Source organism: Prochlorococcus marinus str. MIT 9401 (assembly GCF_000760095.1).
In the GTDB taxonomy this organism is placed as follows: Bacteria; Cyanobacteriota; Cyanobacteriia; order PCC-6307; family Cyanobiaceae; genus Prochlorococcus_A; species Prochlorococcus_A marinus_I.
Genome location: NZ_JNAR01000005.1, coordinates 50072 through 76873 on the forward strand (window position 1 = coordinate 50072; position 26802 = coordinate 76873).

32 protein-coding genes and 2 tRNA genes are annotated in these 26802 nt (G+C 33.0%); 10 read left to right on the plus strand and 24 right to left on the minus strand.

Annotated features, from left to right (window positions below):
• From rplE to rplC, 13 genes are all read right to left on the minus strand, one after another.
• Positions 1 to 540: a 50S ribosomal protein L5 gene (rplE, locus tag EV01_RS09470; RefSeq protein WP_002805606.1), complete on the minus strand. Its 540-nt coding sequence runs from the start codon at positions 538 to 540 to the stop codon at positions 1 to 3.
• A gap of 73 nt (positions 541 to 613) precedes the next feature.
• Positions 614 to 970, minus strand: coding sequence for a 50S ribosomal protein L24 (gene rplX / locus EV01_RS06905; protein ID WP_032517874.1), 357 nt, complete (start codon positions 968 to 970; stop codon positions 614 to 616).
• A complete protein-coding gene (gene rplN / locus EV01_RS06900; protein WP_032517876.1) occupies positions 971 to 1336 on the minus strand; it encodes a 50S ribosomal protein L14 in 366 nt (121 codons plus the stop codon).
• Positions 1333 to 1599: a 30S ribosomal protein S17 gene (gene rpsQ / locus EV01_RS09475; protein ID WP_032517877.1), complete on the minus strand. Its 267-nt coding sequence runs from the start codon at positions 1597 to 1599 to the stop codon at positions 1333 to 1335. The genes rplN and rpsQ overlap by 4 nt, the downstream gene beginning before the upstream one ends.
• A 9-nt stretch (positions 1600 to 1608) precedes the next feature.
• A complete protein-coding gene (gene rpmC, locus EV01_RS09480) occupies positions 1609 to 1827 on the minus strand; it encodes a 50S ribosomal protein L29 (protein ID WP_032517878.1) in 219 nt (72 codons plus the stop codon).
• Entirely contained in the window at positions 1824 to 2291 is a 468-nt protein-coding gene (rplP, locus tag EV01_RS06885; RefSeq protein WP_032517879.1) for a 50S ribosomal protein L16, read from the minus strand. The genes rpmC and rplP overlap by 4 nt, the downstream gene beginning before the upstream one ends.
• A gap of 11 nt (positions 2292 to 2302) precedes the next feature.
• Positions 2303 to 3034: a 30S ribosomal protein S3 gene (rpsC, locus tag EV01_RS06880; RefSeq protein ID WP_032517880.1), complete on the minus strand. Its 732-nt coding sequence runs from the start codon at positions 3032 to 3034 to the stop codon at positions 2303 to 2305.
• Positions 3034 to 3420, minus strand: coding sequence for a 50S ribosomal protein L22 (gene rplV, locus EV01_RS06875; protein ID WP_032517881.1), 387 nt, complete (start codon positions 3418 to 3420; stop codon positions 3034 to 3036). The genes rpsC and rplV overlap by 1 nt, the downstream gene beginning before the upstream one ends.
• Positions 3417 to 3695, minus strand: a complete 279-nt coding sequence (gene rpsS / locus EV01_RS06870; RefSeq protein ID WP_012008445.1) for a 30S ribosomal protein S19 — start codon at positions 3693 to 3695, stop codon at positions 3417 to 3419. The genes rplV and rpsS overlap by 4 nt, the downstream gene beginning before the upstream one ends.
• 37 nt (positions 3696 to 3732) lie before the next feature.
• The gene (gene rplB / locus EV01_RS06865) at positions 3733 to 4596 is read right to left on the minus strand and encodes a 50S ribosomal protein L2 (protein ID WP_032517882.1); all 864 of its coding nucleotides are present in this window, start codon (positions 4594 to 4596) and stop codon (positions 3733 to 3735) included.
• A 12-nt stretch (positions 4597 to 4608) separates the two neighbouring features.
• A complete protein-coding gene (locus EV01_RS06860; RefSeq protein ID WP_011377190.1) occupies positions 4609 to 4911 on the minus strand; it encodes a 50S ribosomal protein L23 in 303 nt (100 codons plus the stop codon).
• Positions 4908 to 5540, minus strand: coding sequence for a 50S ribosomal protein L4 (rplD, locus tag EV01_RS06855; protein WP_032517883.1), 633 nt, complete (start codon positions 5538 to 5540; stop codon positions 4908 to 4910). The genes EV01_RS06860 and rplD overlap by 4 nt, the downstream gene beginning before the upstream one ends.
• On the minus strand, positions 5540 to 6190 hold the full coding sequence (rplC, locus tag EV01_RS06850; RefSeq protein ID WP_032517885.1) for a 50S ribosomal protein L3: 651 nt from the start codon (positions 6188 to 6190) through the stop codon (positions 5540 to 5542). Before rplC ends, rplD begins: the two co-directional genes overlap by 1 nt.
• A 279-nt stretch (positions 6191 to 6469) precedes the next feature.
• On the opposite strand from rplC, the gene ndhN reads away from it, so the two are divergent.
• The 5 genes from ndhN to recA all read left to right on the plus strand — a co-directional run bounded on the left by ndhN (position 6470) and on the right by recA (position 10126).
• Entirely contained in the window at positions 6470 to 6946 is a 477-nt protein-coding gene (ndhN, locus tag EV01_RS06845; protein ID WP_032517886.1) for an NAD(P)H-quinone oxidoreductase subunit N, read from the plus strand.
• A gap of 5 nt (positions 6947 to 6951) precedes the next feature.
• On the plus strand, positions 6952 to 7950 hold the full coding sequence (locus tag EV01_RS06840; RefSeq protein WP_032517887.1) for an LdpA C-terminal domain-containing domain: 999 nt from the start codon (positions 6952 to 6954) through the stop codon (positions 7948 to 7950).
• A 102-nt stretch (positions 7951 to 8052) separates the two neighbouring features.
• A tRNA-Gln gene (locus tag EV01_RS06835) sits at positions 8053 to 8124 on the plus strand.
• 16 nt (positions 8125 to 8140) lie between these two features.
• Complete coding sequence (locus EV01_RS06830; protein ID WP_032517888.1) at positions 8141 to 8917, plus strand: HAD family hydrolase; 777 nt, start codon at positions 8141 to 8143, stop codon at positions 8915 to 8917.
• Positions 8918 to 9028: 111 nt separating this feature from the next.
• Positions 9029 to 10126, plus strand: a complete 1098-nt coding sequence (gene recA / locus EV01_RS06825) for a recombinase RecA (RefSeq protein ID WP_011819174.1) — start codon at positions 9029 to 9031, stop codon at positions 10124 to 10126.
• A gap of 5 nt (positions 10127 to 10131) precedes the next feature.
• Here recA and EV01_RS06820 read toward each other — a convergent pair whose 3' ends face one another.
• Together EV01_RS06820 and EV01_RS06815 are read right to left on the minus strand one after the other, a co-directional pair.
• A complete protein-coding gene (locus EV01_RS06820; RefSeq protein WP_032517889.1) occupies positions 10132 to 10374 on the minus strand; it encodes a DUF2839 domain-containing protein in 243 nt (80 codons plus the stop codon).
• Between the two features lie 29 nt (positions 10375 to 10403).
• Positions 10404 to 11852, minus strand: a complete 1449-nt coding sequence (locus EV01_RS06815) for a DNA helicase (RefSeq protein WP_032517890.1) — start codon at positions 11850 to 11852, stop codon at positions 10404 to 10406.
• Between the two features lie 95 nt (positions 11853 to 11947).
• On the opposite strand from EV01_RS06815, the gene EV01_RS06810 reads away from it, so the two are divergent.
• Positions 11948 to 12787, plus strand: coding sequence for a prephenate/arogenate dehydrogenase (locus tag EV01_RS06810; protein WP_032517891.1), 840 nt, complete (start codon positions 11948 to 11950; stop codon positions 12785 to 12787).
• Here EV01_RS06810 and crtD read toward each other — a convergent pair.
• Positions 12777 to 14282, minus strand: coding sequence for a C-3',4' desaturase CrtD (gene crtD, locus EV01_RS06805; RefSeq protein ID WP_032517892.1), 1506 nt, complete (start codon positions 14280 to 14282; stop codon positions 12777 to 12779). The two genes, EV01_RS06810 and crtD, sit on opposite strands and share 11 nt — an antisense overlap.
• 5 nt (positions 14283 to 14287) lie before the next feature.
• Here crtD and EV01_RS06800 point away from each other — a divergent pair, with 5 nt between their 5' ends.
• Entirely contained in the window at positions 14288 to 15166 is an 879-nt protein-coding gene (locus EV01_RS06800) for a fructosamine kinase family protein (RefSeq protein WP_032517894.1), read from the plus strand.
• A 7-nt stretch (positions 15167 to 15173) separates the two neighbouring features.
• Here the strand turns inward: EV01_RS06800 and EV01_RS06795 are convergent, their stop codons facing one another.
• Complete coding sequence (locus EV01_RS06795) at positions 15174 to 15539, minus strand: CAAD domain-containing protein (RefSeq protein WP_011819180.1); 366 nt, start codon at positions 15537 to 15539, stop codon at positions 15174 to 15176.
• A gap of 293 nt (positions 15540 to 15832) precedes the next feature.
• Here EV01_RS06795 and moeB point away from each other — a divergent pair, with 293 nt between their 5' ends.
• A complete protein-coding gene (gene moeB / locus EV01_RS06790) occupies positions 15833 to 16987 on the plus strand; it encodes a molybdopterin-synthase adenylyltransferase MoeB (RefSeq protein ID WP_032517896.1) in 1155 nt (384 codons plus the stop codon).
• Positions 16988 to 16993: 6 nt separating this feature from the next.
• Here moeB and EV01_RS06785 read toward each other — a convergent pair whose 3' ends face one another.
• Entirely contained in the window at positions 16994 to 18154 is a 1161-nt protein-coding gene (locus tag EV01_RS06785; RefSeq protein ID WP_032517897.1) for a cob(I)yrinic acid a,c-diamide adenosyltransferase, read from the minus strand.
• 108 nt (positions 18155 to 18262) lie between these two features.
• Here EV01_RS06785 and larE point away from each other — a divergent pair, with 108 nt between their 5' ends.
• Positions 18263 to 19087: an ATP-dependent sacrificial sulfur transferase LarE gene (gene larE, locus EV01_RS06780; RefSeq protein ID WP_032517898.1), complete on the plus strand. Its 825-nt coding sequence runs from the start codon at positions 18263 to 18265 to the stop codon at positions 19085 to 19087.
• Between the two features lie 8 nt (positions 19088 to 19095).
• On the opposite strand, the gene speD is transcribed toward larE, so the two are convergent.
• Complete coding sequence (gene speD / locus EV01_RS06775; protein WP_032517899.1) at positions 19096 to 19530, minus strand: adenosylmethionine decarboxylase; 435 nt, start codon at positions 19528 to 19530, stop codon at positions 19096 to 19098.
• A 51-nt stretch (positions 19531 to 19581) separates the two neighbouring features.
• Complete coding sequence (recF, locus tag EV01_RS06770; RefSeq protein ID WP_072013470.1) at positions 19582 to 20673, minus strand: DNA replication/repair protein RecF; 1092 nt, start codon at positions 20671 to 20673, stop codon at positions 19582 to 19584.
• Positions 20674 to 20749: 76 nt separating this feature from the next.
• Between recF and EV01_RS06765 the strand changes: the two genes are divergently transcribed.
• Positions 20750 to 20823: transfer RNA gene (locus EV01_RS06765), tRNA-Arg, on the plus strand.
• Positions 20824 to 20833: 10 nt separating this feature from the next.
• On the opposite strand, the gene EV01_RS06760 is transcribed toward EV01_RS06765, so the two are convergent.
• The 4 genes from EV01_RS06760 to EV01_RS06745 all read right to left on the minus strand — a co-directional run.
• Positions 20834 to 21280, minus strand: coding sequence for a hypothetical protein (locus tag EV01_RS06760; protein ID WP_032517901.1), 447 nt, complete (start codon positions 21278 to 21280; stop codon positions 20834 to 20836).
• 3 nt (positions 21281 to 21283) lie between these two features.
• The gene (gene ppc, locus EV01_RS06755) at positions 21284 to 24253 is read right to left on the minus strand and encodes a phosphoenolpyruvate carboxylase (RefSeq protein WP_032517902.1); all 2970 of its coding nucleotides are present in this window, start codon (positions 24251 to 24253) and stop codon (positions 21284 to 21286) included.
• Between the two features lie 53 nt (positions 24254 to 24306).
• The gene (gene gshA, locus EV01_RS06750) at positions 24307 to 25425 is read right to left on the minus strand and encodes a glutamate--cysteine ligase (RefSeq protein ID WP_032517903.1); all 1119 of its coding nucleotides are present in this window, start codon (positions 25423 to 25425) and stop codon (positions 24307 to 24309) included.
• On the minus strand, positions 25426 to 26802 hold a 1377-nt coding region (locus EV01_RS06745), incomplete at its 5' end, for an anthranilate synthase component I family protein (RefSeq protein ID WP_032523277.1).

Consider the following 26802-nt stretch of genomic DNA (forward strand, 5'->3'; position numbering starts at 1 on the left):
TTAATTCTTACTAAAAGGCATTCCTAACTCTTGCAAGAGAGCTTTACCCTCTTGATCTGATCTCGCACTAGTGACAATAGTTATATCCATGCCTCTTATTGAATCTATTTTATCAAAAGAGATTTCAGGAAAAATTAATTGTTCTTTCACTCCAACGGTGTAATTCCCTCTCCCATCAAAACTTTTTGGATTAACTCCTCTAAAGTCTCTTATTCTTGGTAAAGCTAGATTTATAAATCGCTCTAAAAAGGAATACATCCTGTCACCTCTCAAAGTTACAGTGCAACCAATTGGCATACCTTCACGAATTTTGAAACCCGCAATAGCTTTTTTGGCCCTAGTTACTAGTGCCTTTTGTCCTGTAATTGTTGCCATTTCATTTAACGAAGCCTCTAAAGCTTTTGAATTTGAAGCAGCTTCACCAAGACCTCTATTAACGTTGACTTTGACAACTTTAGGTACTTGATGAATATTTTTAAGACCAAGTTCTTTTAAAAGTTTAGGTCTAATAGATTCTTTGTAGCGATTTTTTAGAGTCATAATTTTTTGTTAATTCTGGTCTTTGTCAGAATTGATAAATTAAAAAAGTTTAAATCTGGTTTCTGATGAAAAATTAATCAATTACTTCACCAGTTTTTTTCAGTCTTCTTTTCTTAACTCCCTCTTTATCAATGAAGTATTCAATCTTACTAGTAAGATTTTTATCCTTTGAAAAGAACATTACATTTGATGCATGTAATGATGCCTCTTCTGTTAGTATTCTTCCATTTTCCCCTTCCTGCGTTGGTTTTACATGTTTGGTCCGAAGGTTGATTCCCTTAACTACAACTCTATTTTCAAGAGGAATAGTTTTTAAAACCTCTCCCGTTTTTCCTTTTTCCTTTCCGTTAATAACTTTTACTAAATCTCCAGTTTTTATTCTCATTTTTATTCTTTGGAAATTATTCTTTTGTTTTAATGAATCCAACATTTAAATCACCTCCGGAGCAAGAGAAACAATTTTAGTGTAATTTTTATCCCGCAGTTCTCTAGCTACAGGTCCAAATACTCGAGTACCTTTTGGATTCTTATCCTCATTAATCAAAACGGCAGCATTATCATCGAACCTGATTGAATTACCAGTATTTCTCCTTAATGTTGCTTTTGTTCTAACGATGACAGCTTTTACAACCTCAGATTTTTTAACTCCCATATTAGGAAGAGCATCTTTTACAGATGCAACTATGACATCCCCAACATGTGCGTACCTTCTATTAGATCCTAATACCCTGATACATTGAAGTTTTTTTGCACCACTGTTATCAGCTACTGTTAAATAAGTTTCTTGTTGAATCATTTTTTAACCTCCTCTGAATTACTAGTTTTATTAAGGATCTCTTCTATTGCCCATCTTTTATGAGCGCTAAGCGGTCTAGTTTCTTTAATCTTAACTCGATCACCTAAAACACATGAATTTTCAGGATCATGTGCTTTATATCTTGTAGTTCTACTTACAATTTTTTTGTAGATTGGATGTGGATATCTGTTAATAACAGCGACAACAACTGTTTTATCCATTTTGTCACTGACCACAGTACCGATTCTTTCTTTTAGTGCCATAACTAATAATTAATCAGAAGTTGTTTGAGAAGTAGATTGACTCTTACTGAGAGTTAGTAGTTGGGCTACTTGTTTCTTGATGATTTTAAATTTATGAGTTTCATTTAGCTGTCTAGTAGCTTGCTTGAATCTCAAATCAAAAAGGTCTTTTCGTAATTGGTCAATCTTTTCGTTAATTTGAGCGGAATTTAATTTTTTAAATTCTTTAAGTGAATCTGCGTTTTTCATTGTTTAACCTCCTCTTGAGATTTTTTACTATATTTTTTCAGTTCTGGATTTTTATCAGAAGAGATAAATTTCGTTTTCACAGGAAGTTTATATTGAGCAAGACGCATAGCCTCTTTCGCAATTTTTTCAGTGATATCTTCACCACCCATTTCAAAAAGTATTCTTCCTGGTTTTACAACTGCAACCCAAAACTCTGGATTACCTTTACCAGAACCCATTCTAGTTTCTGCAGGTCTCATAGTTACAGGTTTATCAGGAAATATTCTTATCCAGATTTGACCCCCTCGTTTTATATATCTTGTCATAGCTCGTCTACTTGCCTCAATTTGACGTGCAGTTACCCATCCACAGTCTTGAGCTTGGAGAGCAAATTGACCGAAAGCAATAGTATTACCTTTTGAGGCAACTCCCCTCATTCTGCCTCTATGTTGTTTACGAAATTTAGTGCGTTTTGGACTAAGCATCTTTATACCTCCTATGAATTCTCATTTGAACGATCCTCAAATTGCTGAGGTCTTCTACTAGCTTTCCTTTTAGGGCTGGCACCCACAGGGATAGTTTGTTCTTCTTTAGGAAGAACTTCACCTTTGAAAACCCAAACTTTAATGCCTAGAACGCCGTAAGTTGTATTAGCTTCACGTGTTGCATAGTCAATCTCTGCCCTCAAAGTATGCAAAGGTACTCTACCTTCTCTAGTCCATTCAGTTCTAGCTATTTCAGCGCCATTTAACCTTCCACCTACTTGAATTTTTAGACCTAAAACACCAGCCCTTTGAGCCCTTTGTAGAGCCATCCTAATAGTTCTTCTAAACGCTACTCTTTTTTCAAGTTGTTGGGCAATATATTCAGCGAGTAAAAAAGCGTCTGCATCAACTCTTTCAACTTCTACAACGTTTATTCTAACTTGTCTAGTCCTATCCCCTATTGTTTTTTGAATTCCAGATCTTAATTCTTCAATACCACTTCCTTGTCTTCCAACTATCACTCCTGGTCTTGCTGTTTTTAGTTCAAGTTCCATTTGATCGGCTTTTCTAGCTATTAATATATCGCTAATTCCTGCTGCACCATATTTTTTCTGTATGAAATTGCGAATTTTAAAATCTTCTTGGAGAAGAATTGGATATGTCTTTGAAGTAGCAAACCATTTGGAGCGATGCTCTTGTGTAATTCCTAATCTTAGACCTGAAGGATGTATTTTATGTCCCATTAATTTTGTACCTCCGCATTAGTTTGAGTGGGAGCAGATTCAACAGAAATACTGATGTGGCAAGTCTGTTTTTTAATTGAAAAAGCTCGACCTTGAGCTCTGGGCCTATACCTTTTCATTACAGGACCACTATTAGCCCATGCAGAGGAAATCACTAAGGTAGATGGATCCATGCCAAGGTTATGCTCTGCATTAGCAACTGCAGATCTTAGAACTTTAGTAATAGGATCAGTAGATCTGTAAGGCATAAATTCCAACATAATCAATGCATCTCTATAGGATCTACCCCTTATCTGATCCAAAACTCTTCTAACTTTAGAAGCTGATCCTCGAATGTAGTTCCCATGGGCAATGGCTGTTTTGATTGTTTCAGGTGTTTTAGTCATGATTTTGCTCCTTTCTTATCTCTTATATGACCTCTGTAAGTGCGTGTAGGAGCAAATTCACCGAGTTTATGACCAATCATTTGTTCAGTAATAAATACTGGAATATGAGTCTTTCCATTATGCACTGCGATTGTGTGACCGATCATTACAGGTAAAATCGTAGAGGATCTAGACCAAGTTTTAATAACAGACTTGTCATTGTCAGTGTTTTGTTTTTCTACCTTTTTAAGCAGGCTATCTGCTATGAAAGGTCCTTTTTTTAGTGAACGTCCCATGATTATGTAATAGAAATTGAAAAAATAAATGAAGTAATCAAGAGTCTCTTCCTCCTCTACTTCTCTTAGAAACACGACGACGTCTTCGAACTACTAATTTATTACTTGGCTTGTTCTTTTTACGTGTCTTTAGCCCTAGAGCTGGTTTACCCCATGGAGTAACAGGGCCTGCTCTACCAATTGGTGCTTTTCCCTCTCCTCCTCCATGTGGATGATCACATGGGTTCATTACACTTCCTCTTACTTGAGGCCGTCTTCCAAGCCATCTTTTTCTTCCTGCTTTACCTAAGCTAGTATTTCTTATTTCTGAGTTGCCAACTTCTCCAAGAGTTGCGTAGCATTCTTTCCTAACAAGTCTTACCTCAGTAGATGGGAGTTTTAAAGCGACATAATCTCCCTCTTTTGCCATCACTTGAGCACTAGCTCCTGCAGATCTAACCATTTGAGCACCTCTTCCTGCATATAACTCCACACAATGAACACTCGATCCTAATGGCATAACAGAAAGTGGCATTGCATTTCCATCTTCAATTGGAACTCTTTCTCCGGATATTACATTTTGTCCTACTTTTACACCTGCTGGAGCGATAATGTATCTTTTCTCTCCATCTTCATAAAATAAAAGTGCAAGCCTTGCATTTCTATGAGGATCGTAGTGAATAGCTGCAACTTTAGCATTAATATTTCTTTTATCTCTTCTGAAATCAACTAATCTGTATTGCCTTTTATGACCGCCTCCACGATGACGACAAGTAATAACTCCACGGTTGTTTCTTCCTTTAACTCTATGTTTTGAAACTATTAGTGATCTTTCAGGTTTTGCACTTGTTATTTCACTAAAATCAGAAACTACTCTCTGTCTAGTGCCAGGTGTATAAGGTTTAAATTTACGAATTGCCATGATTAATACTCCTTAAGATTCTGGAAATAATTGGATTTTGTCTCCTTCAGCAAGACGTACAATAGCCTTCTTGACCTGAGAACGTTTACCGGAAAATTTCCCGACTCTTCTTGTTCTCCTTGGAGGATTCATAGTGTTAACTCCTATGACTTTAACACTGAACAAGGCTTCAATAGCTGCCTTTATTTGTGGCTTTGCCGCTCTATGATCTACTTCAAAAGTATATTGGTTAAGATCTAATGCGTTTGTAGCTTTCTCAGTAATAACTGGCTTCCGTATTACATCGGCTAAACGAGAATCGAATAATTTACTCATGATGCATAAACCTCCTGAATCTTATTTATTGCAGATTGACCTATTACCAACTTATTAGCGTTTAGGATATCGAATACATTTAATTGATCAGCGGCTATTAGTTTTACTTTTTCAATATTATTAATGGATTTTTTTATTATATCGGACGGACTATCAAGAATAACCAAAACTTTTTCAGTTTTTTGTATACCTAATCGAGCAAGGCCATTTATGATATCACTTGTTTTGGGCTGCTTGAGAGTAGATCCAAAATCTTCAACAGCCTTCATATCAGATACTCTTGACATCAGTGCTGTTCTAAGAGCTAATCTACGCTCTTTACGATTCATATCCAGATTGTAAGAGCGAGGCTTCGGTCCAAAAACAATTCCACCACCAGGTCTTAATGGCGTTCTAATTGATCCTTGACGAGCTCTACCTGTGCCTTTCTGTTTATATGGCTTTCTACCACCACCTCTTACTTCAGATCTCGTCAAAGTTGATGCAGTCCCTTGTCTTTTGTTTGCTAATTGCCTAAGAACTGCTCTATGCATTAAGTCTGCCGAAGAAGTTTCCTTAGCGACTGGTAGATCAAGAGTAACTTTGCCTGATTTTTTACCATCCCACTTGAGAGTTTCGAGTGTTGTCACTATTTTGCACCTCCTTTTTTACCTATAATGTTGTTTGGCTTAATATTGACAATTGAGCCAGGCTTACCTGGTACAGAACCCTTGACGACAAGCAAATTTTTCTGGTCATCAATTTTTAGAACCAACAAACCTTTGGTAGTAATCTGTTTTCCTCCATATCTTCCTGCCATTCTTTTTCCAGGATAAATTCTGCCTGGAGTTGTACCCGCACCTGTAGATCCTGGAGCTCTATGATTTTTTGAACCATGACTCATAGGACCTCTGCTGAAACCATGTCTTTTTTGGTAACCAGCAAAACCTCTACCCATAGATTTGCCACTAATATCAACTTTTTGGCCAACCTCAAAGTTTTTTACAGTTATTTGATTACCAATTTCATAAGATGAAGTTTCTTCAACTCTATATTCCTTCAAATGCTTTAAAAATTCTTCACCTGATTTCAACAAATGTCCCTTTTCAGGTTTACTAATATGCTTATCTTTGGATAAGCCATAACCCAGCTGAACGGCAGTGTAACCATCCAAAGCAGTAGTTTTTAATTGTGTGACTCGGCAGGGACCTGCCTCAATAAGAGTAACTGGTACTGCGTTACCTTTGTCGTCAAAGAGTTGGGACATGCCCAGTTTCTTTCCTAGAATTCCTATAGACATAAGACTAAATTAGGCTAGCTCGTAATGATTTTTGATTTTCTACACCCTTAGGTATTGAGGTGAAGTTAATAAAAACAATTAGTAGTGAGGTTGAGACTTATCTGAAAAAAATAGATAGTTTCTCCTGGGATAAACCCGCCTGAATTTTTTAACGAAACGCTAAAAAATGTGAAATTTTTAGAGGCTCGGCTAGCTTGCGAGCTTAAAAATTCACTGAATTACAATTGTACATCATCAAGTACCATAAAATAAAATAAAATAAAAATAAAGGAAATTTTTATGCCATTACTTCTCACAGGGAAACAGTTTCATAACGATTTAAAAACTAACAAATGTCTTGCAATCTTTGCTCCTCTTGAAGGTGGTTATGAAACTCGTCTTTTGAGGAGAATGAGAGCTAAGGGTTTTAAAACTTTTATAACCTCGGCAAGAGGACTGGGAGATCCTGAAGTCTTCTTGCTCAAATTACATGGGGTAAGACCACCTCACCTCGGTCATCAAAACGTAGGTAGAAATGGAGCACTTGGGGAAGTGCAACAAGTAATTCCTCAAGCTTCTGAGTTATTTAATGAAAATGATAAAAATAAATTACTTTGGTTATTAGAAGGTCAAGTATTATCTCAATCTGAATTAGAGAGCTTAATAGAGATTTGCACTAAAGATAACAAACTAACAATTGTTGTTGAAATGGGGGGTTCAAGAAAACTTGAATGGAAGACATTAAGTGATTATATTTTGGATGAATTTGAAAGTTAAATTGCTTGATTAAAACCAAGAACAAAACCGATAAATGGACTAAGTTAATTTGTGGTGCCAGTAATGAAGATATTGTTGCTATAGAAGATTTATGTGCAATTTATACTGCGGCTGGTGTCGACTACATTGATGTTGCAGCAGAAGAATCTATAGTTCTTTCAGCAAAAAAAGGAATCAAGTGGGCGAAAAAATTTTTTAAAAACTCCCCTGGATTAATGATAAGCATTAGTGATGGTAATGATATCCACTTTCGTAAAGCAAAATTTGATCCATTAAAATGTCCTTCTTATTGTCCAAGACCGTGCGAAAAAGTATGCCCCACCTTTGCTATTGATAATTCTGGGATCACAGAGAGTAAATGTTATGGATGTGGAAGATGTTTAAATAGTTGTCCCCTAAATCTTATTAGTGAATATGAATATAATTTGTCAAAAGATGATTTAGCATCAACACTTCAAAAAATTAAGCCTAATGCAGTAGAAATTCATACAGAAATAAATCGCTTAGATTCTTTTACAAAAGTTGTAAGCATCCTTAAAAATGCTGAAACAAAATTAGACAAGATATCTATCAGTTGTGGATTGAATCAATCTGCTAAAAAATCCCAAAAACCAGAAGATCTTTTGAAAGCTCTTTGGGAAAGATATGAAATTCTTAATGAACTAAATATTCCACTTATTTGGCAGCTAGATGGAAGGCCAATGTCTGGTGATCTTGCTTCAACAACAAGTAGAGATACAGTTAAGTTGTTTGAAAGAATCGGTTCAGATCTTCCACCAGGATTAATTCAGTTGGCAGGAGGAACAAATGAAAAAACCCATAAATTTTTGAAGTCAAATAATCTTCCAGACGGAATAGCATTTGGAAGTGCTGCAAGAAAAATTATGCAACCCTTTATTGAAAATGCTCACAAAGACAACAAAAGACTTTATGAGTGTCCTGAAAGAATGGCTTTAGCAATCAAAAAAGCTAAAAAATTTCTAGAGCCATGGAAATCGAGATGATTCAAAAAATATTTTTATTTTTAAAACCTACGCAGAGTTTATAAAAATTTTGTATTTTTTTGATAGAAAAAAATCTTTCGATGTATTAAAATAGAAATCCAATGGGCCGTCGCCAAGTGGTAAGGCATCGGGTTTTGGTCTCGACATTCCTAGGTTCGAATCCTAGCGGCCCAGTTCTAATATTTAATTAGTGTCTTCTCCAAAAATATTTCTATTTGATTTTGATGGGGTTATAGTGGACGGCATGCATGAATATTGGCATAGCTCATTGCTGGCCTGTGAAAAATATTTAAATTCACCGTATATTTCTGTTGACCAAGCACTTTATAAAAGAGTACCAAATACTTTTAAAGAAATTAGACCTTGGGTTAAATATGGTTGGGAAATGGTTCTAATCGTTCATGAAATTATAAAAACAGAAAATGCAAACAAAGATCTCAATAAAGATAATTTCATTAAAAACTATCATCAAAATTGCCAGAGGATATTAAAAGATAATTCCTGGATTGCCGAAGATTTACAAAAAATATTAGATAAATCTCGCAATTACCAAATTGATAAAAATTTTAAATCGTGGGTTAATTTGCATGATCCATTTTTTGAAGTTATAAATTTTATGTATGAACTAAAGAATAAAGAAATTAAAACCGGAATAATAACAACTAAAGGGAAAGTATTTGCAGAAAAAATTCTTAAACAATTAAATATTTTTCCAGAATTTATTTTTGGTTATGAATCAGGAACAAAAATCAAAATAGCTGAAAAGCTTACACAAAATTATGAAATTTTAGGTTTTATAGAAGATAGAAAAAAAACTCTACTCGATATTAAACAAAATTCTGAAACCTCTCATATTCCATGCTTCCTAGCTGATTGGGGATATTTAAAAGAGTCAGATAGATTTAATTTGAGTAATGAAATCATACTAATAAACTTAAGTAACCTTGAGGAGTTAGTTGCAATTTAAAGATCATCAGCTAGAGTACGAATGTACTATAGTTTGTATTTATAAATTTTGGTTTAAATAAAAAATTCCAAATTTAAAATAATTACAGAACATTAACCGATAAATCAAACAATGAGCCTTGAAGAAAAGAAAAAAACTGAATCAAAAGAAAAAGACAAAGCATTAAGTCTCGTCTTAGGTCAAATAGAAAGAAATTTTGGAAGAGGATCAATTATGAGGCTTGGTGATGCCTCAAGAATGAAAGTAGAAACAATATCGACTGGAGCGCTTACCTTAGATTTAGCCTTAGGAGGAGGCTATCCAAAAGGAAGAGTAGTAGAAGTTTACGGACCAGAAAGTTCAGGGAAAACGACATTAACGTTACACGCAATTGCAGAAGTCCAAAAAAATGGAGGAGTAGCTGCATTTGTAGATGCTGAGCATGCGCTCGATCCAGTTTATGCAGCCTCTTTAGGGGTTGATGTTGAAAATTTATTAGTTTCTCAACCAGATACTGGGGAAATGGCTCTAGAAATAGTTGACCAACTCATAAGATCGAGTGCAGTAGATCTAGTTGTTGTTGACTCGGTAGCAGCACTAACTCCAAGAGCGGAAATAGAAGGGGAGATGGGGGATCACGTAATTGGAAGCCAAGCAAGGCTAATGAGTCAAGCGATGAGAAAGATAACAGGCAATATTGGCAAATCTGGATGTACGGTAATATTCCTGAATCAATTAAGACTAAAAATCGGCGTTACATACGGCAATCCAGAAACAACCACAGGAGGAAATGCATTAAAATTTTATGCCTCAGTGAGGCTAGATATCAGAAGAATTCAAACTCTTAAAAGAGGTACTGAAGAATACGGAATAAGAGCAAAAGTAAAAGTAGCAAAAAACAAAGTTGCACCGCCATTTAGAATTGCAGAGTTTGATATTCTCTTCGGAAAAGGTATCAGTACAACAGGATGTTTATTAGATTTAGCAGAAGAAACTAATATCATAATAAGGAGAGGCGCTTGGTATAGTTATGAAGGAGAAAATATTGGACAAGGAAGAGATAATACAATTATTTGGCTTGATCAAAACTTAGAAATTAGGAATAAAGTAGAATCTATGGTTAAAGAGAAATTAACAGAAGGTACTGAAGTCAGTTCTAATTCAATGAAAGCACTTAACAGCAATCCTGCTAATACAATTGCTGTTAATGATATAAAAACAGTGGCTTAAATTTATTACGAATCAGCCAAAGTCCACCACCCAGCAGCAGGGCCTATAAATCGCACTACAATCCATAAAATTATTAATCCTCCAATTCCAAACCAACTTGCCTTAATACTTAATTTAATTAGGTTATCTCTTTGATTGATTGTGAAAGGGAGCCACTCAAATAATCTTGGGGACTTATCAAAATTATTTTTAATATTATTTTTTTTTGGAGGCAATCCAAGTATTTTGCGTCTTTTTGCTTCTCCCATATTTCTTTAGTTATTTACAAAATCATAATCTAATCAAAAGGTAGCATATAGTTAATTTGTTTTGAGGGTTGAATGTTTTGCAAAAGTAATCTGCCCCAGTTTCTTTTATTTGCTCTTCCATCTAAAATTATTAATTTGCCAGAATTTTTCCTTAAAGGAGAAATAGATCTTTCGAGTTTTATTCTGGCTTGAGGAAGAAAAAAATCTCGAAACCAATCTTGAGAAATCTTTTTTTTATGAGAGACTCTAATTGCATTAATAGGTTCTGACATATTCGGAATCGGAAGTAAAGGAATAATGATTTGTTCTGGAACTTGTATTAAACAAGAATTCATGATCCACCAATCATAGCTAGAACAAAGAATTTGATTATTACGAGAAGGAATCGTCTCTAGCAAGACCCTCTTGCCGTACTTAGAGGCTAATTCGGTAGCAAGTTTAGTTTTCAAATCAATATCGTCAGACAAAACTAAAGTTAAACCCTTTCGAAAAAGTATTAATTTTTTGCATTTATCCAAGATTGAATTGGTAAACAGAGGGTTATTAGGAAGCAACTGTCTAGGGGGTATATATAATGAAATCTTTTTCTCTTCAAAATTACTTTTAAAGTTGATGACCAAGTCAATATCTAAATTATGCTGTTTAAGATAAGCTTGAAAAAAATTATCTTTTCTCAAACCTGATAAAAAAACAAATTTATTATTTGAAAAAAATTTTTTCAATTGAGAAAGTTCATCTATTGGCTGTAAATACAAATTCCAATCTAAATTTTTATCATCAAATTTTACCCAGCATGCCCAGCCTAGAGATAGAGCTTTGTCAACACTCAAAAATTTTTCAGAATAAAAAGAATTTTCATGAAAAAAGTTTGATAAAAAACTAATTTCTTTTTCATCTAAATTTATAAAACTATTTCCTAAGACCCTTCTCATTAAAAACTTTTTCTTCAAAGAATCATATACTTTGATAAATTTTTGATTTATTAATTCAAACTCTTTACAGTTATTTGTCCAATCCTTTTTCAATAAAGAAATTCTAAAATGATTTTTTAAATCCTCATTTATATCCTCAATTCCAGAGTAAACTATTCGATGATTTCTAAGATTAAGAGAATTTGGTTCGTTAAGAAAATCTTGGATTGTAATCAATCGAACATTATGATTTGAAAAAATAAATTGATCATTTTTTAAAATAAAATTAAAATCTAGATTTCTCAATGACTCAACCTGGCCTAGGCTTATAAATTGAATTTTTTCATCAGGTAAAATAAAAGTTGAATCTTCTTCATTTAAAAATAGAGAAATCAAAATTGGAGATAACCAATCATAGCTAGAGAAAATTTCTGAATTAATTAGATATGTAGAATCATTTTTAATACATTGAGAAATTATTCTCCCAAAAGAATATATTTGTTCCCAATTAATACTTTGGTCTCTCAAAAAATTTTTCAAATATTGATGACTTAAAATCTCAAGCATTTATAATTAATTTAATTTCAAATACATACAAAATTTATGAATCTAATATACAAAAAATTGGTACAAATATAAGAAAGTCTTGAATTAATCAATCTATGAAAATTGGAATAGTAGGATTAGGTTTAATTGGCGGTTCTTTAGGATTAAAACTCCAAAGTTTAAACCATACAATTTATGGAATAGCAAATAATGAGTTTAATGAAAAAAAAGCTAAGGAAAAAAAGCTTGCAAATTATGTTAGCTGTGATTCGAGCTTACTAAAAAATTGTGAGCTCATAATTCTGGCTTTGCCTATCAATGATTTGATCAGTCCATCTGAACGATTGGTGGCCTCAATACCTAGGAAAGCAATAGTAACTGATGTAGGCTCAGTTAAAGAATCAATTGTCAATAAATGGGAAAATTTACATCCTCTATTTATCGGGTCACATCCAATGGCAGGAACCGAAAAACATGGAGTTAATTCAGGTTTCGAAGGTCTTTTTAAAAATGCAAAATGGATTGTCACACCTACACAAAATAGTGATCCTAATGCAGTCGAAACTATTTCCGATTTAATAAAATCAATGGACTGTGAAATTTGCCAAGCTTCGCCAAAAGAACACGACGAAGCGGTATCTCTAATTTCTCATTTACCTATATTTTTAGCTTCTGCCTTAATTAAAACTGCATATACAAAAAACAATCAATCTTTATTAGATCTCACACAAAACCTTGCAGCTACAGGATTTGCTGACACTTCAAGGGTTGGCGGTGGCAATGAAAAATTAGGCTTAGATTTAGCTATGAATAATCAGATTAATATTTTAAATGCCATTAATATTTTTAAAAATAAGCTAAGTACATTGGAATCTCTTATAAAAGAAAAAAATTGGGAATTACTTTTTAACCAACTTGCAGAAACAAAAGAAATCAGAAAAAATTTTATAAATTAAAATTTTCTTTTCCTTTAGAAGCTAAAATCTGCCTTGAAACCATTAATGCAGATTGACTAACACCTGCAGTACCCTCTCCTGGATAAATTGAATCTCCACATAGCCACAAACCTTTAAAAGGAGTCCTACTAGATAATCCAAATAAACCAAAAATATCTGGATTTTGACCAAGACCGCCTACTATTCCGTTAGGTCTATTTGTCCATTTTTCAAATCCCATTGGAGTTGCTAATTCCCTGTGTAGCCAATTTTCAGGATCAATATCAAATTGACTTTCCAATTCAAGGGATATTTTTTTCATGCAATCCTTTTTCTTCTTTAAGTAAATTTTTTTATCTAGATTAAACCAATCTTTTGTCTTCGTAAAAATACTTGCTATCAAGGTAATCTCACCTTTTGGGGCTCTTCCATCACCGTCATCACTAATTGATACAAATAATGAACCAAACTCATTCGAAACAAATTGGTAATGATTGGAGGAAGTTTTTTTAATATGTTCTTTTTTTAATGCTGAGTAAAAGACTAAAGCTCCACTTGGATCAGGTAAATTACTAAGTCGATGTTCATAACTTTTTTTTCTTTTTAAAGGATCTTTCAAATGCTTTAGTAAAGATTGAGGAGGCGCGGTATAAATTAAATCTTTTGCATGATAAATAAAAGAATTTTCTTTTGAATTAGCAGATATTTTCCAACATTTTGTTATGTCATCAAAATGTATAGAATTAACTTTCTGTCCAAAAATTAAATTACCTCCAGTTTTACTCAATGAACTTTCTAATGCTTCACTTAAAGACTGCATAGATTTTTTAAGATGCCAAAGACCATGTGGCTTTTGACACATTTGAAGAACAGTAGCTCCATATAATGCTGCAGTATTATAGACATCCTCTTGAGAATAAAGTTTTAGTTGAAGATTTAAGAATTTAATCAAGCGCTCATTCTTGGATAATCCACATATCCGCAATAAATCAAAAATAGTAGACTTAAGTAAGATACTTGTAACAAGATTTGCCGGCACTAGTGCTTTTAAAAGTTGAGAAAAATCCCAAAAATTACTTATTGGTAATACAGGACTATTATTAGCAAAAATCCAATTACTTTGATGTATGAGATCACAAATATTCCAAAATCTACGACTACCAGGAAACTGCATTTCTTGTTCAGCAACCCATTTACTTTTTTCATACCAAATAGGGATAGGCTGACCACCATCATTTAAATCAACAATGCAAGCTGGATCTAAGATTGTGGCTTCAGGAGATGATATACCTAAAAAATCAAAAATTCTAGAATGTATTCCGCCTTTCTCTAAACCCGCGACTTGAGTTGCACCAACATCAAAAATGTAATTCTTTCTTTTAAAAGTACCGGCACATCCCCCTGATTGACTATGAGATTCGATTAAAGTTACTGATAAACCTTGTTTTGATAAAATTGCTGCAGAAGTTAGTCCTGCTATACCAGCGCCAACTACAACAACTTCAGACTTTCTCATTGAAAATGCAAAAATTATCTCTTATTGAAGTTAACGAAATTTGTGATGAATTAGGAGAAACCCATCCAAAAAGTATTGAACAAGTACATGGGGGTGATATTCATGCTGCCTGGCGAATAGAATTCTCAAACAAAAAATTATTCCTTAAAAGAAACCTTAGAAGTAAAAAATTTCTTGAATTTGAAAAATATTGTCTCCAAAATTTGAAAAAATACATCAACAAAGAAAACTTAATTATCCCTGAAGTAATTGCATATAGAAATATAAAAAACATAGAGTTTCTTATAATTGAATGGATAGATATGGAAAACTTTGACCAAAAAAAACTTGGAAAAGGTTTAGGAGAAATGCACTTAAAATCAGCCGAATCTAATCCAAAAATGTTCGGTTTTCCTGTTGATGGTTTTATTGGAACAACAGATCAAAAGAAAGGATGGGAAAATAATTGGATAGATTGTTTTTTAAACTTACGGATAATACCTCAATTATTAATGCTTCAGTCAAAAATTCTAGAAAAAGACACTATAAATAAAGTGAAAGAAAAAATTAAATCAGAATTATTGAGTCACAAACCAATAAATACTCTCGTTCATGGTGATTTGTGGTCAGGAAATGCAGGAATGGACAAAAATGGTAAGGGGGTTATATTTGACCCAGCATCTTGGTGGGCAGACAATGAAGTGGATATAGCCATGTCAAAACTATTTGGAGGCTTCGGAAGAGAGTTTTATGAGGAATATCATAAAATTTTTCCCATAAAAAAAGGTTTTGAAAAAAGAATTATTATTTATAATTTTTATCACATATTGAACCATGCCAATATGTTTGGGGGAGGATACCTAAAACAAGTGAAAGATTACGTGAAAGAAATACTAAATATGTAATCTTTAACTAACCTAAATATGTCTTTTTAAGATTTTGTACCTTATCTAAAACAGCTTCACGATTTTCGCTGGTGCGAAGATTTTGCCAACTCCATTGGCCGACAACAATTACTCCTAATAGTTCGAGTAAACCAGGGAGAATTGGGAAAAAGTTAATCGTGTCAATGACCACTTTAATTATTATCTGAGCTATTACGACAACAGCAATTATGCCTGCCGCTTTGCCATACTTACCCATTTGAGTCCAATCAACATTACCAAGGGTTTCATTGACTTTTCCCATAACATCAGAGTATTTCTCTGAAAAGCTTTTGGTTTCTGAGCTTGTATCGGAGCCGGAGTCTTGATTTGACTCTGGAGTGTTATCACTCATGAATTCAGTAAACTTAATATATGAACCAGAGAGTATCGGAAAAAACGTCTGTTGACTACCTTTTTGTTGTGCAAAATTCCGAACCGAAACATTTTGTATTTTTTAGAGCCATTGATATATATAGTTTTTGAAGATATTTAAACTTAAAATGGATTTACAAAAACTTCACATTATTTTCTAGTTCTAACAAAAACATTAAAAAATCACCGTAATAAAAAAAATTTAAAAGGCTAAAATTCCTATTTTATTTATTATGTTTTCATAGTTTAATTAGTAAAAAGTAAAGAACTAATATGTCAAAAGATAATAAATTTAATTTCTTAAACTCTGATGAAGAAGAAAGATATCAAAAACATTTAATCCTTAACGAGATTGGTTATGAGGGTCAACTAAATCTAAAAAATAGTTCAGTATTATGCATTGGAGCAGGTGGGCTTGGATCTTCTGTTTTGCTTTATCTGGCTGCAACAGGAATTGGGAAAATTGGAATAGTTGATAACGACCAAGTTGAAAAGTCTAATCTCCAAAGACAAATAATTCATGAAACAAATTCTGTTGGCAATCTTAAAATTGATTCTGCCAGGGAACGAATTAAAAAATTAAATCCTAATTGCGAATTATTAACCTTTTCAGAAAGAATCAATCCTAAAAATGCACTAAAATTACTAAAGGATTTTGATGTTATTTGTGATTGTTCAGATAACTTTGGCACAAGATATTTAATAAATGATTCATGCATGATATTAAATAAACCCCTAGTCTTTGGAAGTGTGCAAGGCTTTGAAGGGCAAGTAAGTGTTTTTAATTTATATAAAAATAGTCCTAATTTAAGAGACTTAATTCCAGAATCACCCTCAAAAAATGCTATTCCCAGTTGTGCAGAATACGGAGTTATGGGTGTTTCAACAGGTTTAATTGGAATTCTTCAGGTTAATGAAATTATCAAAATAATTTTGAAAAAAGGTGAAATTTTAGACGGCAAAATTTTGATTTTTAATCTATTGAGTATGAATATGAAAAAATTACATCTAAAAAGTGAGAAAACGAGTAAGGGAATAAAAAGTTTGTCTCAATTTGAGGGTTTTTATGATGGCAATGAATATTGTGAGAAAAAGAATGAAAACAACATAATTGATGTTAATGACTTTAATAACTTATATCAAACAAAACCCAACAAAATTCTTTTAATTGATGTTAGGGAAAATGAAGAATTTTCTACTTCTTCAATAAAAGGTTCTATCTCAATACCTTTAAGTCATTTGAACAAAGAATATGAATTAAAATTTATTCAAAAAGAAAGTCTAAGTAAAGAGATTTTCACTATATGTAAATCGGGGAAACGTTCTGAAAAAGCGTCAAGAATCTTGTCTGAATTCAAAATTGACTCAAGATCTATTGAGGGCGGTATCGAAAAAGTAAAAAAAATTTTTCGCAATAAATATTTTTAAGAACATTTAGTAATCTACCCCTCGTTTCAGATCAACTCCAATATTTGCATAATGCTTATGACAAACCATTTCAGAGTAAACATCAGCTAGTTCAAAGTATGAAGGTTCATTTTTACACCTACCAGTAATAACAACTTCTGTATCTGCTGGCTTTTTTAAGAGGGTTTGATGTATTGATTCCATAGGTAGCAGCTCCAAATCAACAGTTGGATTCAATTCATCTAAAATAATTGTTTTATACAAACCAGACAAAATAGCAGCTTTAGCAATTTCCCATGCTCTTTCAGCCTCAACATAATCAATTGGTTGTTGCTGACCTCTCCATACGATGGCATCTCTGCCTGAGCGCAAATGATCTACTAAATGTGGGTAACTTTCTCTCAAAGCTTCTATGGCAGCATCTTCGGTATAACCATTCCCGCCTTTTAACCACTGTAATATTAAAACTCTATGACTTTTATCTTGAGATATTCCTTTACCAATAGCTTGAAGAGCCTTACCAAGTGCACTTGTGGATTTTCCTTTTCCTTCTCCCGTATAAATCTCAATTCCACCGCAACAACTACTTTGTCTGGATACTGTTGATAAATCTCTTGTCAATCTTGGCCTCATTTCTGAATGGAGTTGAGATATACTTACTAATTCCGTAGGGGCCGCCCTTCCAGTAATAATTATTTCTAGCCCATCTGGACGATTTTGAAGAGAGTCGACTACATCCTTAATATTAAGCATTCCTAAATCAAGCACAGGGTTCAATTCATCTAGTACAACCACAGAATATAGAGAACTAGCAATTGCTCCTTTAGCAATATTCCAACCCCTCTCAGCTTCACCAATGTCAAAGTTTGTTACTTGGTCAGCAGTAAAAAATTCAGATCTTCCTGTTCTTACATGATCAATTAAGTGTGGAAAGCCTCGTTGCAAAGCCTCTATGGCCGAATCTTCATCATATGACCTTTCTGGGCCCTTTAAAAATCTTAGAAGTAAAACTCTTGACTGTCTTTTTTCGCATATTCCTAATCCTATTGTCCTGAGAACTACTCCTAAAGCAGCCTGACTTTTACCCTTACCTTCTCCATCATAAATATGTAATTGTCCCTTTAATCTCTCTTGACTGTCACTTGCAGTGACAATTCCAATTCCTCTATTTCTACTCGTGTTTGTCAATTGAACAAAGTTAATAAATTTAACCTAAGATATAAATATGAATATTATTAAAAATTTAATAATTAATTCAACCTATTCATAAGTAATTTGAATTCTAAAGTAATTAGCATGTTCAATCAACTTGAAATTCTCTCTGATGAACAAAGTGAAAAACTTTATACAATAAGAAGGTACATTAAAAATCTTGATAGTGTTTGTATTGCGTATTCAGGAGGGGTAGACAGTACATTAGTTACATCAATAGCATTCGAGCAATTAGGCAGTAAAGCAATTGCAATTACTGGCATTTCTCCTGCATTAGCCAATACGCTACGTGAAGAAGCAAGAAGTCAAGCAAAATGGATTGGAGTAAAACATTTAGAAATTAAAACATCAGAATTAGACCAATCAAGTTACAGTAAAAATCCTAAGAACAGGTGCTTTGCATGCAAAAAAGAGCTTCACAAACATACTACTTACCTCTCTAAAAAACTTAATTACAAGATTGTTCTAGATGGAGTAAATCTTGATGATCTTAAAGATTACAGGCCAGGAATACAAGCCTCAAAAAAAGCAGGAGTTTTATCTCCTCTTGCAGAATTTAAATTCTCGAAAAAAGATATTAGAGATATATCTAGAGCATTAGGTTTTCCGTGGTGGGATAAACCAGCTCAACCTTGCTTGTCATCAAGATTTCCTTACGGTCAGGAAATAACAAGTGAGAGGTTAAAAATGGTTGAGAAGGCAGAAGAATATCTTAAAGAGGGTGGATTATCAGAGGTTAGAGTTAGATGCCAGGGCTCAACTGCAAGAATAGAAATTCCTAAAAATGAATTAAAGCATTTTTTTAAAAATTATAATTTTGGTGAACTAGTTAAATATTTTTCTCACTTAGGTTTTAATTGCACAAGTTTAGATCTTGAAGGACTAATAAGCGGAAAATTAAATAGATAAATATTTCGTTAAAAAACCTCTCTAATCTCGTCAAGCACTGATTGTGGTGGATTTCGTTCAATTACACGCAAGTAATGCTCTTTAGCTTTCAAAGCTTCAATTAAGTATTGACTAGCAAGTTCTGGCAGCATATTTTGACCACATGTAAAAATATCGACAGCAGAATAATTAGATTCAGGCCATGTATGTATTGAAATATGAGATTCAGCCAGTAATGCAACTGCTGTAACTCCCTGAGGCTCAAATTTGTTACTTATCAAATTCAAAACTGTTGCATTTGCCAATTTGGCAGCTTTGTTTAAGGTACAGCGTAAAAAGGATTCATCATTTAATTTCTCGTAAGCACATCCATAAAGTTCCAACAAAAGGTGTTTACTTTGATGACTAGATTTTTCGTCATTACTAAATGAACTTAAAATTTGATTTTTTTTGTGAACTTCCATTAATTAAATTCATATAAATATAAGATTAGCTAAAAATCGAGACTTTTAAAATTAAAGGTAAATCATTTGTGAAGAGCTCAAAAAAGACTGATTAAATTTATCTAGATGTGTCGCACTTATAAAACATTGACTATCTTTGCCAACAGAATTTAATAACAAATTTTGCCTAGTTATGTCTAGTTCCGCCAAAACATCGTCCAATATAAGAATTGGAGAGACATTTAATGTTTTAGTTAATAAATCTAGTTCAGCCATCTTTAAAGCCAAAATAAAAGTTCTTTGCTGACCTGAAGAACCATATTTTCTGACTGAAATATTATTAATTAGAAACTCAATATCATCACGATGCGGTCCAAAATTACATTTACCAGTCAAAGCTTCTAATGAACGCTGATTCAATAGTTGTTCTGCTATTTTCTTACTTATAACTTCTTCTTCTTCTTCTTCTGGACTGATTTTTTGAATCCCAGAGAGATAATTTATACCTATTTTTTCTTTAGATTTACTTAAGTGGTTATGCCAATATTCAACGTATGGTTTGATTTTTAATAAAGCCCTTCTTCTTCGCCTAAAAATTCTTGTACTTAATATTGACATTTGAATATCAAAGCTTTCAACAATGTCTGTATATTGATTATCAAGGAAGCTTTCTGAACGCCAAAAATGACTTCTTTGTTTTAAAAGCCTGTTAAACCTACTTATTAAATCTAAATATACTGGTTCAAGCTGAGATACAACTTTATCAATCCATGTCCTGCGATAACTGGGTTCACTTCTAACAATATCAATATCATTAGAACAGAAACATACGCTCCGAATATAATTCTTTATTTCACTTTGCTTTTTCAAAATTGATTCATTGACATAAATTCTTTTAGGACCTTTTCGAAATAAACTTAATTTTAGATCATCTTTGAAATCTATTTGTCCTATCACTAAAGCCATATCACTATCATTTTCTATTAAATCTTTATCATTTAATGCCCTATTAGATTTTAATTGACTTAAAAATTCTACGGATTCAAGTAAATTTGACTTGCCAATACCATTACATCCAAGAACAATTGCTCTTTGCTCTTTTAGTTCAATTTCAAAACTCTTATGGTTCCGAAAATTTTTAATTTTTAATTGATTTAAAAAAATTTTTCTTGTGCATTCATTAATTAAATTAGCTAAGTTTAAAATATTTAGATTTTCTTTAAAGAAATTGAAAAATTAAGGGCATGTAGCTCAGTTGGATAGAGCATCAGATTCCGGTTCTGAGAGTCGGGGGTTCGAATCCCTCCATGCTCGTAATATATTCCTAAAGTTTATATCCCATTACTCTTATTCCATTTGGATCTAGTATAAATCCACTTTCTTCTAAACTTTTAAATGAAGACCCCGGAGCCTGTACAGAAATACTACACCCTGGCATTTCTCTATTGATTCTTTCAAGAGTTACTTGAAGCAATATCGAATAAAAAAGTTGCTGATTATTACCTGATGCTGCACTTAAATTCCATAAGTTAGCATTTAACCCCCTGTCGGATGTAACCCTTACAAAGCCATATAACTTACTTTGCAATTTATTCTGTATGGTAAAAAAGAAATTACTCTTCTGAATAGCTTCAGAAAGAGGTTTTATTGGAAATGTTTCACAACCACAATTCGCTAAAAGTTTATTAACTTCTTTAGCTAATGGAATCTGAGAAGAGTTAACAAAATAACCTTCTGGGAGAACAAGTTTTTTTTTAGAAAAATATTGCAATTATCAACCTGTGTTTCTCATACCTGCTGCTATCCCATTAATAGTTAAAAGTGCCCCCCTCAATAGTTCACTTCTGCTATATGCTCTTCTAGATTCATCTTTATCCATAACAAATTCACTTATTGGAGGTTGTCTTGTTTGATCTCTCAGCCTTCTTAAAAGTGAAACCTGCAAAAATCCTAATGGGATGATTGTCTTATTTCTCAAACTTACTGATGATTTCAAGTCTCTATCAGATTCAAGGAGCTCATTTTTACAAGTAATATCAAGTATTAAAGATTTTGTAAGTTTATATTCTTGAGAAATTACTTCAAAAATAACATCAAACGAATCTTTATTTTCTTTACTGCCAAGAGTATCAACATAATATTTAGCAACTTCCAAATCCACCTTGGATAATGTCATTTCTACCTTAGATATAAGCATCCTAAAAAATGGCCATCTTTGATGCAGAACTCTCAATAATTCAATTTGTTGTGGATCTGAATTCAATTCAGTTGATAGTGCAGTACCTACACCAAACCAACTTGGCAAAAGAAATCTACTTTGTGTCCAACCAAATACCCATGGAATAGCTCTTAAACTTGACAGATCCTTTGCACCTTTTTTTCTTCTAGCAGGTCTACTAGATATTTGTAATTTACTTATTTCTTCTATTGGAGTGATCTCTTGAAAGAAATTTAACAAATCAGGATTCTCGTGCACTAATTTTCTGTAGTGAGACCTCGATGTTTCTGCCAGTCTAGACATTAATTGGTTCCATTCTGGAGTAGCATCAAGTCTATTATTGACCAAACTATTTTGAATTACAGCTGTAGTAACAGTCTCAAGATTATATAAAGCCAGTTCAGGAAGACTGTATTTCGAAGCTAAAACTTCTCCTTGTTCTGTTATTTTAATTCTTCCTTTTAAAGTACCGCTTGGTTGAGCCAATATTGCCTGATATGCTGGTCCTCCCCCTCTACCTACAGAACCGCCTCTTCCATGAAAAAGTCTCAGCAAAATATTATTACTACTTGCAAGATTTTGAAGAGCTATTTGGGCTCTGTGTATTTCCCAATTACTAGAGACAAATCCCGAATCTTTATTACTATCAGAATATCCCAACATTAATTCTTGAAGAGGTTTAAAGGATTCTCCAACTTTAGGCAATAATGACTTATAAAAATCTAATTTAAACAACTTTTCCATTACCTCTGGTGCTCGTTTAAGGTCTTCAACAGTTTCAAAAAGAGGAACAACTAATAATTTCGACTTTTGCGAATTTTGATCAAGAAGTCCCATCTCTTTTGCTAACAAGAGAACTTCAAGCAAATCAGATGCACTATGACTCATTGAAATTACATAAGAATGGCAAATACGACTTCCAAATTCTTGCTGTAGTCTCTTAACCATTTTAAAAACTGAGAAGGTTTCTTCTGTAGTTTGTTTCCAGTTAACTTCAGAGGGGATTAAAGGTCTTTTTGTATTTAATTCGTCTATGAGCCATTTAATTTTCTCCTCTTCAGACATTTGATCGTAAGGTTGAGATAAATCAAGATAAGTTGTAAGTTCTTGTATAGCATCACTATGCCTTGTACTTTCTTGACGAATATCTAAACTTGCTAAAGAAAATCCAAAAATATGAACCTGAGTCAGTAATGTATTTACCGCCTCGCAACTTAAATCTGTACTATTTAGACTATTTTTAATTAGCTCAAGATCATAAGTAAATTCATTTACAGATTTGTAATATAAGTTTTCTACTTTATCTATATTTTTAGTATCATTTTCTCCCTCCAAGTCAAATTTCCATCCACCATCAGCTAATAAATTATTCCTTTCTTGTGTTAACCTCAGTTTCTCTAAAATATAACTTAACTTCAATCTGTAAGGTTCTGATCTGTATCTTGTCGCTCTAGCTTCATAAATTTCTGGGAACTTAACCCTATCGGTTTCTAATGACTCTAATAAAGAAGAACTTACTTGACTCCATTGCATTGAAACACTTAATTGATCTCTAAGATTCGATGTTGCAATAATATATCTTTCCAGCATCAACTGCCTTTGGTAGCAAGCAGTTCTCCATGTTATCTCAGGAGTAACTGAAGGATTACCATCCCTATCAGAACCGACCCAAGAACCGAAGTTACAAAAAGATTCGGATGGCATCTGAACGTCTGGATAGTTTTCAAAGAGTGCTTCAGCAATTCTGACTCTCAATTGAGGCATTGCATTAAACAAAACTTGCTGAAAATAATGCAAGGCATAATCTACTTCATCTAAAACTGAAGGTTTAAATTGATGCAATTCATCTGTTCTCCACCAAAGCCTTACTTCCTCTTTTAATTGAGTTTTTAAAGAGTTTTTTTCTTCTTTTGTCAAGAGTTGCTCAACCTGTATTTTTTTTAACAAATTTGCCACTCTAGTTTGCTTATGTCTAATCGTATGTCTTACTATCTCCGTAGGATGTGCTGTAAAAACTAAACGAATATCCATTTCCTGTAGTAAAGCCTCTAGTTTCCCTGGAGGTACATTTAGTTTCCTAAGCCGATAAAATAATTCTCTAAAAGTAACTGGAGCATTCTGCCTGGCCAATGCAGGCGCAAAAGGATCAAGGTTATCGGGCGATTTTTGAACATTCTTATTGGTAAAGCTTTGTATATATCTATCCTCCTCCACTCTTTGTTCCAAGATATTTACTAATTGAAAATATAATGAAAAAGCCCGTGCTGCTGATATGGATTCTGCCAAATCCATAGAATTCACAATATCAACTATTTCATTTTTAAAAGTTTTTGAACTATCACCATCTATTTGTTTTGAATAACTTAATTCTTTAAGCTGTATCAATCTCTCCGCTTGATCATTGGGGCATTCCTCTCTGAGAACTGATTCCCATAGATCCTCTATTAAGAGACGATTTGTAACAAGTGGATCATTTTTACTTATCAGATCCATATTCTTATTTTCTATCCGTTGAAAAGATTCCATAAATACATTATGTCATAAGTGAAAATGTTAAGATCAAATGTTTGTTTAAATAATCAAATACTCTCGTTTTCATTTCTGATCATATCTTCGATAGAAATTTTCATTATCTGCTCTATAGAGAGACCTTTTTCATATTGATTTATCCATTTCATAGATTGATTTCCATCTTCAAGCACTGCATAGATTGGCTTTAAAAGATGTTTCATATTATATTTTTCTGCGGTGAAAGATAAATCTGATAATAAATCTTGAATCCATTCTCTGCAAATAACTTTTTTGCCATCTTTCCAGCGAATTAACTCTGAATTAAGACTATCTTTAGCAGCATTAATTTCATTTTGATCACATATTTTTGATAATTCATCAATAGAAAAAAAACTTGCATTCAAAGGATCTAGAGTATTTATATTATCAAAAAGATTCAAAATCCTTAGTTCTAGCATGGCTGTTATCCCCAATAGCAGATTAATATCATGAACAAAATCACAAATTCTTAATTCTAGACGATCTAATATTAAAGGCCTTTGAGGACCATTTGGTCGGATCGAAGACCAAAAATGCCTGATATTTTGCATATTATTGTTCTCTATATTTTCTTCAATCCAATCGACATAGCTATTATGGCTTACAAAAAATGGTACTTTACTTGGCGTTTTGGGAAACTGAATCCATCTTTGAGAGTGATTTTCCGTAATTTTATTATTTAAAAAAGGTGAGCTTGCACTTATTGATAAATACAAAGCAGCCTCAGATCTTATTAGTCTTATAGCAGCAAATAGCTTTTCTAAGTCATCTATGCCTATATTAATATGGACACTTGAAGTGGCAATTGAAATTCCATAATTATCTTGTATAAATTGATGATAAACATTGTCAATATCAGATCTTTGCAATTGAATATCATGATTAAAACATAATGTGGACGAAGGAATAATTGTCAACCCTTTATTGTCCAGCCATTGTCTTAAATTTTTTCTCGGAGTTATTAATTTCTCGTACAAAAAATTATAGTCTTTTTCAGGTGTTGTAATGTATTCAACATTTCTGCTATCAGGCTCTTTCACAAAATTAGAGAATTTTTTTTCGATATCAGCTGAAACACCAATATGAGAATTTAAAGAACCTGTGAAAAGTTCGACCTCAAAACCTTTATAAAGATTACTTTTACTCATTTATTTATCCAAACAGGCTAGGGCTTTTAGTATCCCCTTTGCTTTATTTATCGTCTCTTGATATTCATTTCCAGGAGAAGAATCAGCAACTATTCCAGCTCCGGCTTGGACTGAAACATCATATTTCCCATCTTTTGAAGGTTGAACTATCATAGTTCTTATTGTAATTGCCGTATTTAATGCACCATTAATATCAATAGATCCATAAACACCAGCATAAGGACCTCTTGCATCTTTCTCAAAGTGATTAATCAATTGCATAGCTCTTATCTTTGGCGCACCAGTTACTGTTCCTGCAGGGAAAGATGCTTTTAGCAAATCCCATACATCAGCATCGTTTTTTAAGATTCCCTCAACTTCACTAACTATATGCATAACATGTGAATATTTCTCAATAACCATTAAATCTTTAACCTTTACAGTACCAATTTCACAAACTCTTCCAAGATCATTTCTCCCAAGATCAATAAGCATTACGTGCTCAGCTATCTCTTTTGGATCTTTTAGTAAATCCTTTTCTAATTCCAGGTCTTGTTGATAGTCAATACCTCTAGGTCTTGTGCCAGCAATTGGTCTCAAGCTTGCAACAATTTGACTATTTTTATTTTTTTCAGCTTTTACCATTACTTCAGGGCTTGAACCTATCAAATACCATGAACCAAAATCAAAAAAGGACATGTATGGAGATGGATTAACCATCCTCAAACTTCTATATAAATTAAATGGATCATTATTGACTTGAGTTTGGAATCTCTGACTAATAACTATTTGGAAGATATCTCCTTTTCTTATGTATTCTTTTGCAGAGAGAACCGCATCCTCAAAATCTTTTTTCTTCCAATTACTTTGAAGATCTAAATTCAAATTTTCATTCTCATTCCAATCTAAAAACTCATTTTCTTTTAAAGGAACTCTCATTAAATTTCTAGTTTTCTGAATTTTAGAAAGTGAGTTTAGGTAAACCTCTTCAATAGAGGAACCTTTTGAAGAAGTTATATCTGCATAAACCACTGCAGTAATACATCTTTTGATTTGATCAAAAACAACTAACTGATCAAAAAACATCCAGGAACCAAAGGGAATATCATTTTCTGACATTTCATTTATTGGAACACTTGGTTCTATTCGATTTATTAGTTCATAACCCCAAGAGCCATATAACTGTCCAATGGATGGTAAATCATCTAGCAGAGTTGACTTATATTCCTTCGTCCAAGTTTTTAAAATATCAAAAGGATCCCCTTTATGTATTTCAGTTTTTCCATCATTCCAAGTTTTAACAATTTCTTCTCCATTACAAACAGCTTCCCAGAGAGGTTTAGTGGCAACAATACTCCATCTACCCAAACTTTCCCCACCTTCTACGGACTCAAGGAA

Bases quoted from the DNA above. Each gene is read 5' to 3' on its own strand.
- rplE (WP_002805606.1), bottom strand. From the start codon at position 540: ATGACTCTAAAAAATCGCTACAAAGAATCTATTAGACCTAAACTTTTA.
- rplX (WP_032517874.1), bottom strand. From the start codon at position 970: ATGTTGGATTCATTAAAACAAAAGAATAATTTCCAAAGAATAAAAATG.
- rplN (WP_032517876.1), bottom strand. From the start codon at position 1,336: ATGATTCAACAAGAAACTTATTTAACAGTAGCTGATAACAGTGGTGCA.
- rpsQ (WP_032517877.1), bottom strand. From the start codon at position 1,599: ATGGCACTAAAAGAAAGAATCGGTACTGTGGTCAGTGACAAAATGGAT.
- rpmC (WP_032517878.1), bottom strand. From the start codon at position 1,827: ATGAAAAACGCAGATTCACTTAAAGAATTTAAAAAATTAAATTCCGCT.
- rplP (WP_032517879.1), bottom strand. From the start codon at position 2,291: ATGCTTAGTCCAAAACGCACTAAATTTCGTAAACAACATAGAGGCAGA.
- rpsC (WP_032517880.1), bottom strand. From the start codon at position 3,034: ATGGGACATAAAATACATCCTTCAGGTCTAAGATTAGGAATTACACAA.
- rplV (WP_032517881.1), bottom strand. From the start codon at position 3,420: ATGACTAAAACACCTGAAACAATCAAAACAGCCATTGCCCATGGGAAC.
- rpsS (WP_012008445.1), bottom strand. From the start codon at position 3,695: ATGGGACGTTCACTAAAAAAAGGACCTTTCATAGCAGATAGCCTGCTT.
- rplB (WP_032517882.1), bottom strand. From the start codon at position 4,596: ATGGCAATTCGTAAATTTAAACCTTATACACCTGGCACTAGACAGAGA.
- EV01_RS06860 (WP_011377190.1), bottom strand. From the start codon at position 4,911: ATGAGTAAATTATTCGATTCTCGTTTAGCCGATGTAATACGGAAGCCA.
- rplC (WP_032517885.1), bottom strand. From the start codon at position 6,190: ATGTCTATAGGAATTCTAGGAAAGAAACTGGGCATGTCCCAACTCTTT.
- ndhN (WP_032517886.1), top strand. From the start codon at position 6,470: ATGCCATTACTTCTCACAGGGAAACAGTTTCATAACGATTTAAAAACT.
- recA (WP_011819174.1), top strand. From the start codon at position 9,029: ATGAGCCTTGAAGAAAAGAAAAAAACTGAATCAAAAGAAAAAGACAAA.
- EV01_RS06820 (WP_032517889.1), bottom strand. From the start codon at position 10,374: ATGGGAGAAGCAAAAAGACGCAAAATACTTGGATTGCCTCCAAAAAAA.
- EV01_RS06815 (WP_032517890.1), bottom strand. From the start codon at position 11,852: ATGCTTGAGATTTTAAGTCATCAATATTTGAAAAATTTTTTGAGAGAC.
- EV01_RS06810 (WP_032517891.1), top strand. From the start codon at position 11,948: ATGAAAATTGGAATAGTAGGATTAGGTTTAATTGGCGGTTCTTTAGGA.
- crtD (WP_032517892.1), bottom strand. From the start codon at position 14,282: ATGAGAAAGTCTGAAGTTGTTGTAGTTGGCGCTGGTATAGCAGGACTA.
- EV01_RS06800 (WP_032517894.1), top strand. From the start codon at position 14,288: ATGCAAAAATTATCTCTTATTGAAGTTAACGAAATTTGTGATGAATTA.
- EV01_RS06795 (WP_011819180.1), bottom strand. From the start codon at position 15,539: ATGAGTGATAACACTCCAGAGTCAAATCAAGACTCCGGCTCCGATACA.
- moeB (WP_032517896.1), top strand. From the start codon at position 15,833: ATGTCAAAAGATAATAAATTTAATTTCTTAAACTCTGATGAAGAAGAA.
- larE (WP_032517898.1), top strand. From the start codon at position 18,263: ATGTTCAATCAACTTGAAATTCTCTCTGATGAACAAAGTGAAAAACTT.
- speD (WP_032517899.1), bottom strand. From the start codon at position 19,530: ATGGAAGTTCACAAAAAAAATCAAATTTTAAGTTCATTTAGTAATGAC.
- ppc (WP_032517902.1), bottom strand. From the start codon at position 24,253: ATGGAATCTTTTCAACGGATAGAAAATAAGAATATGGATCTGATAAGT.
- gshA (WP_032517903.1), bottom strand. From the start codon at position 25,425: ATGAGTAAAAGTAATCTTTATAAAGGTTTTGAGGTCGAACTTTTCACA.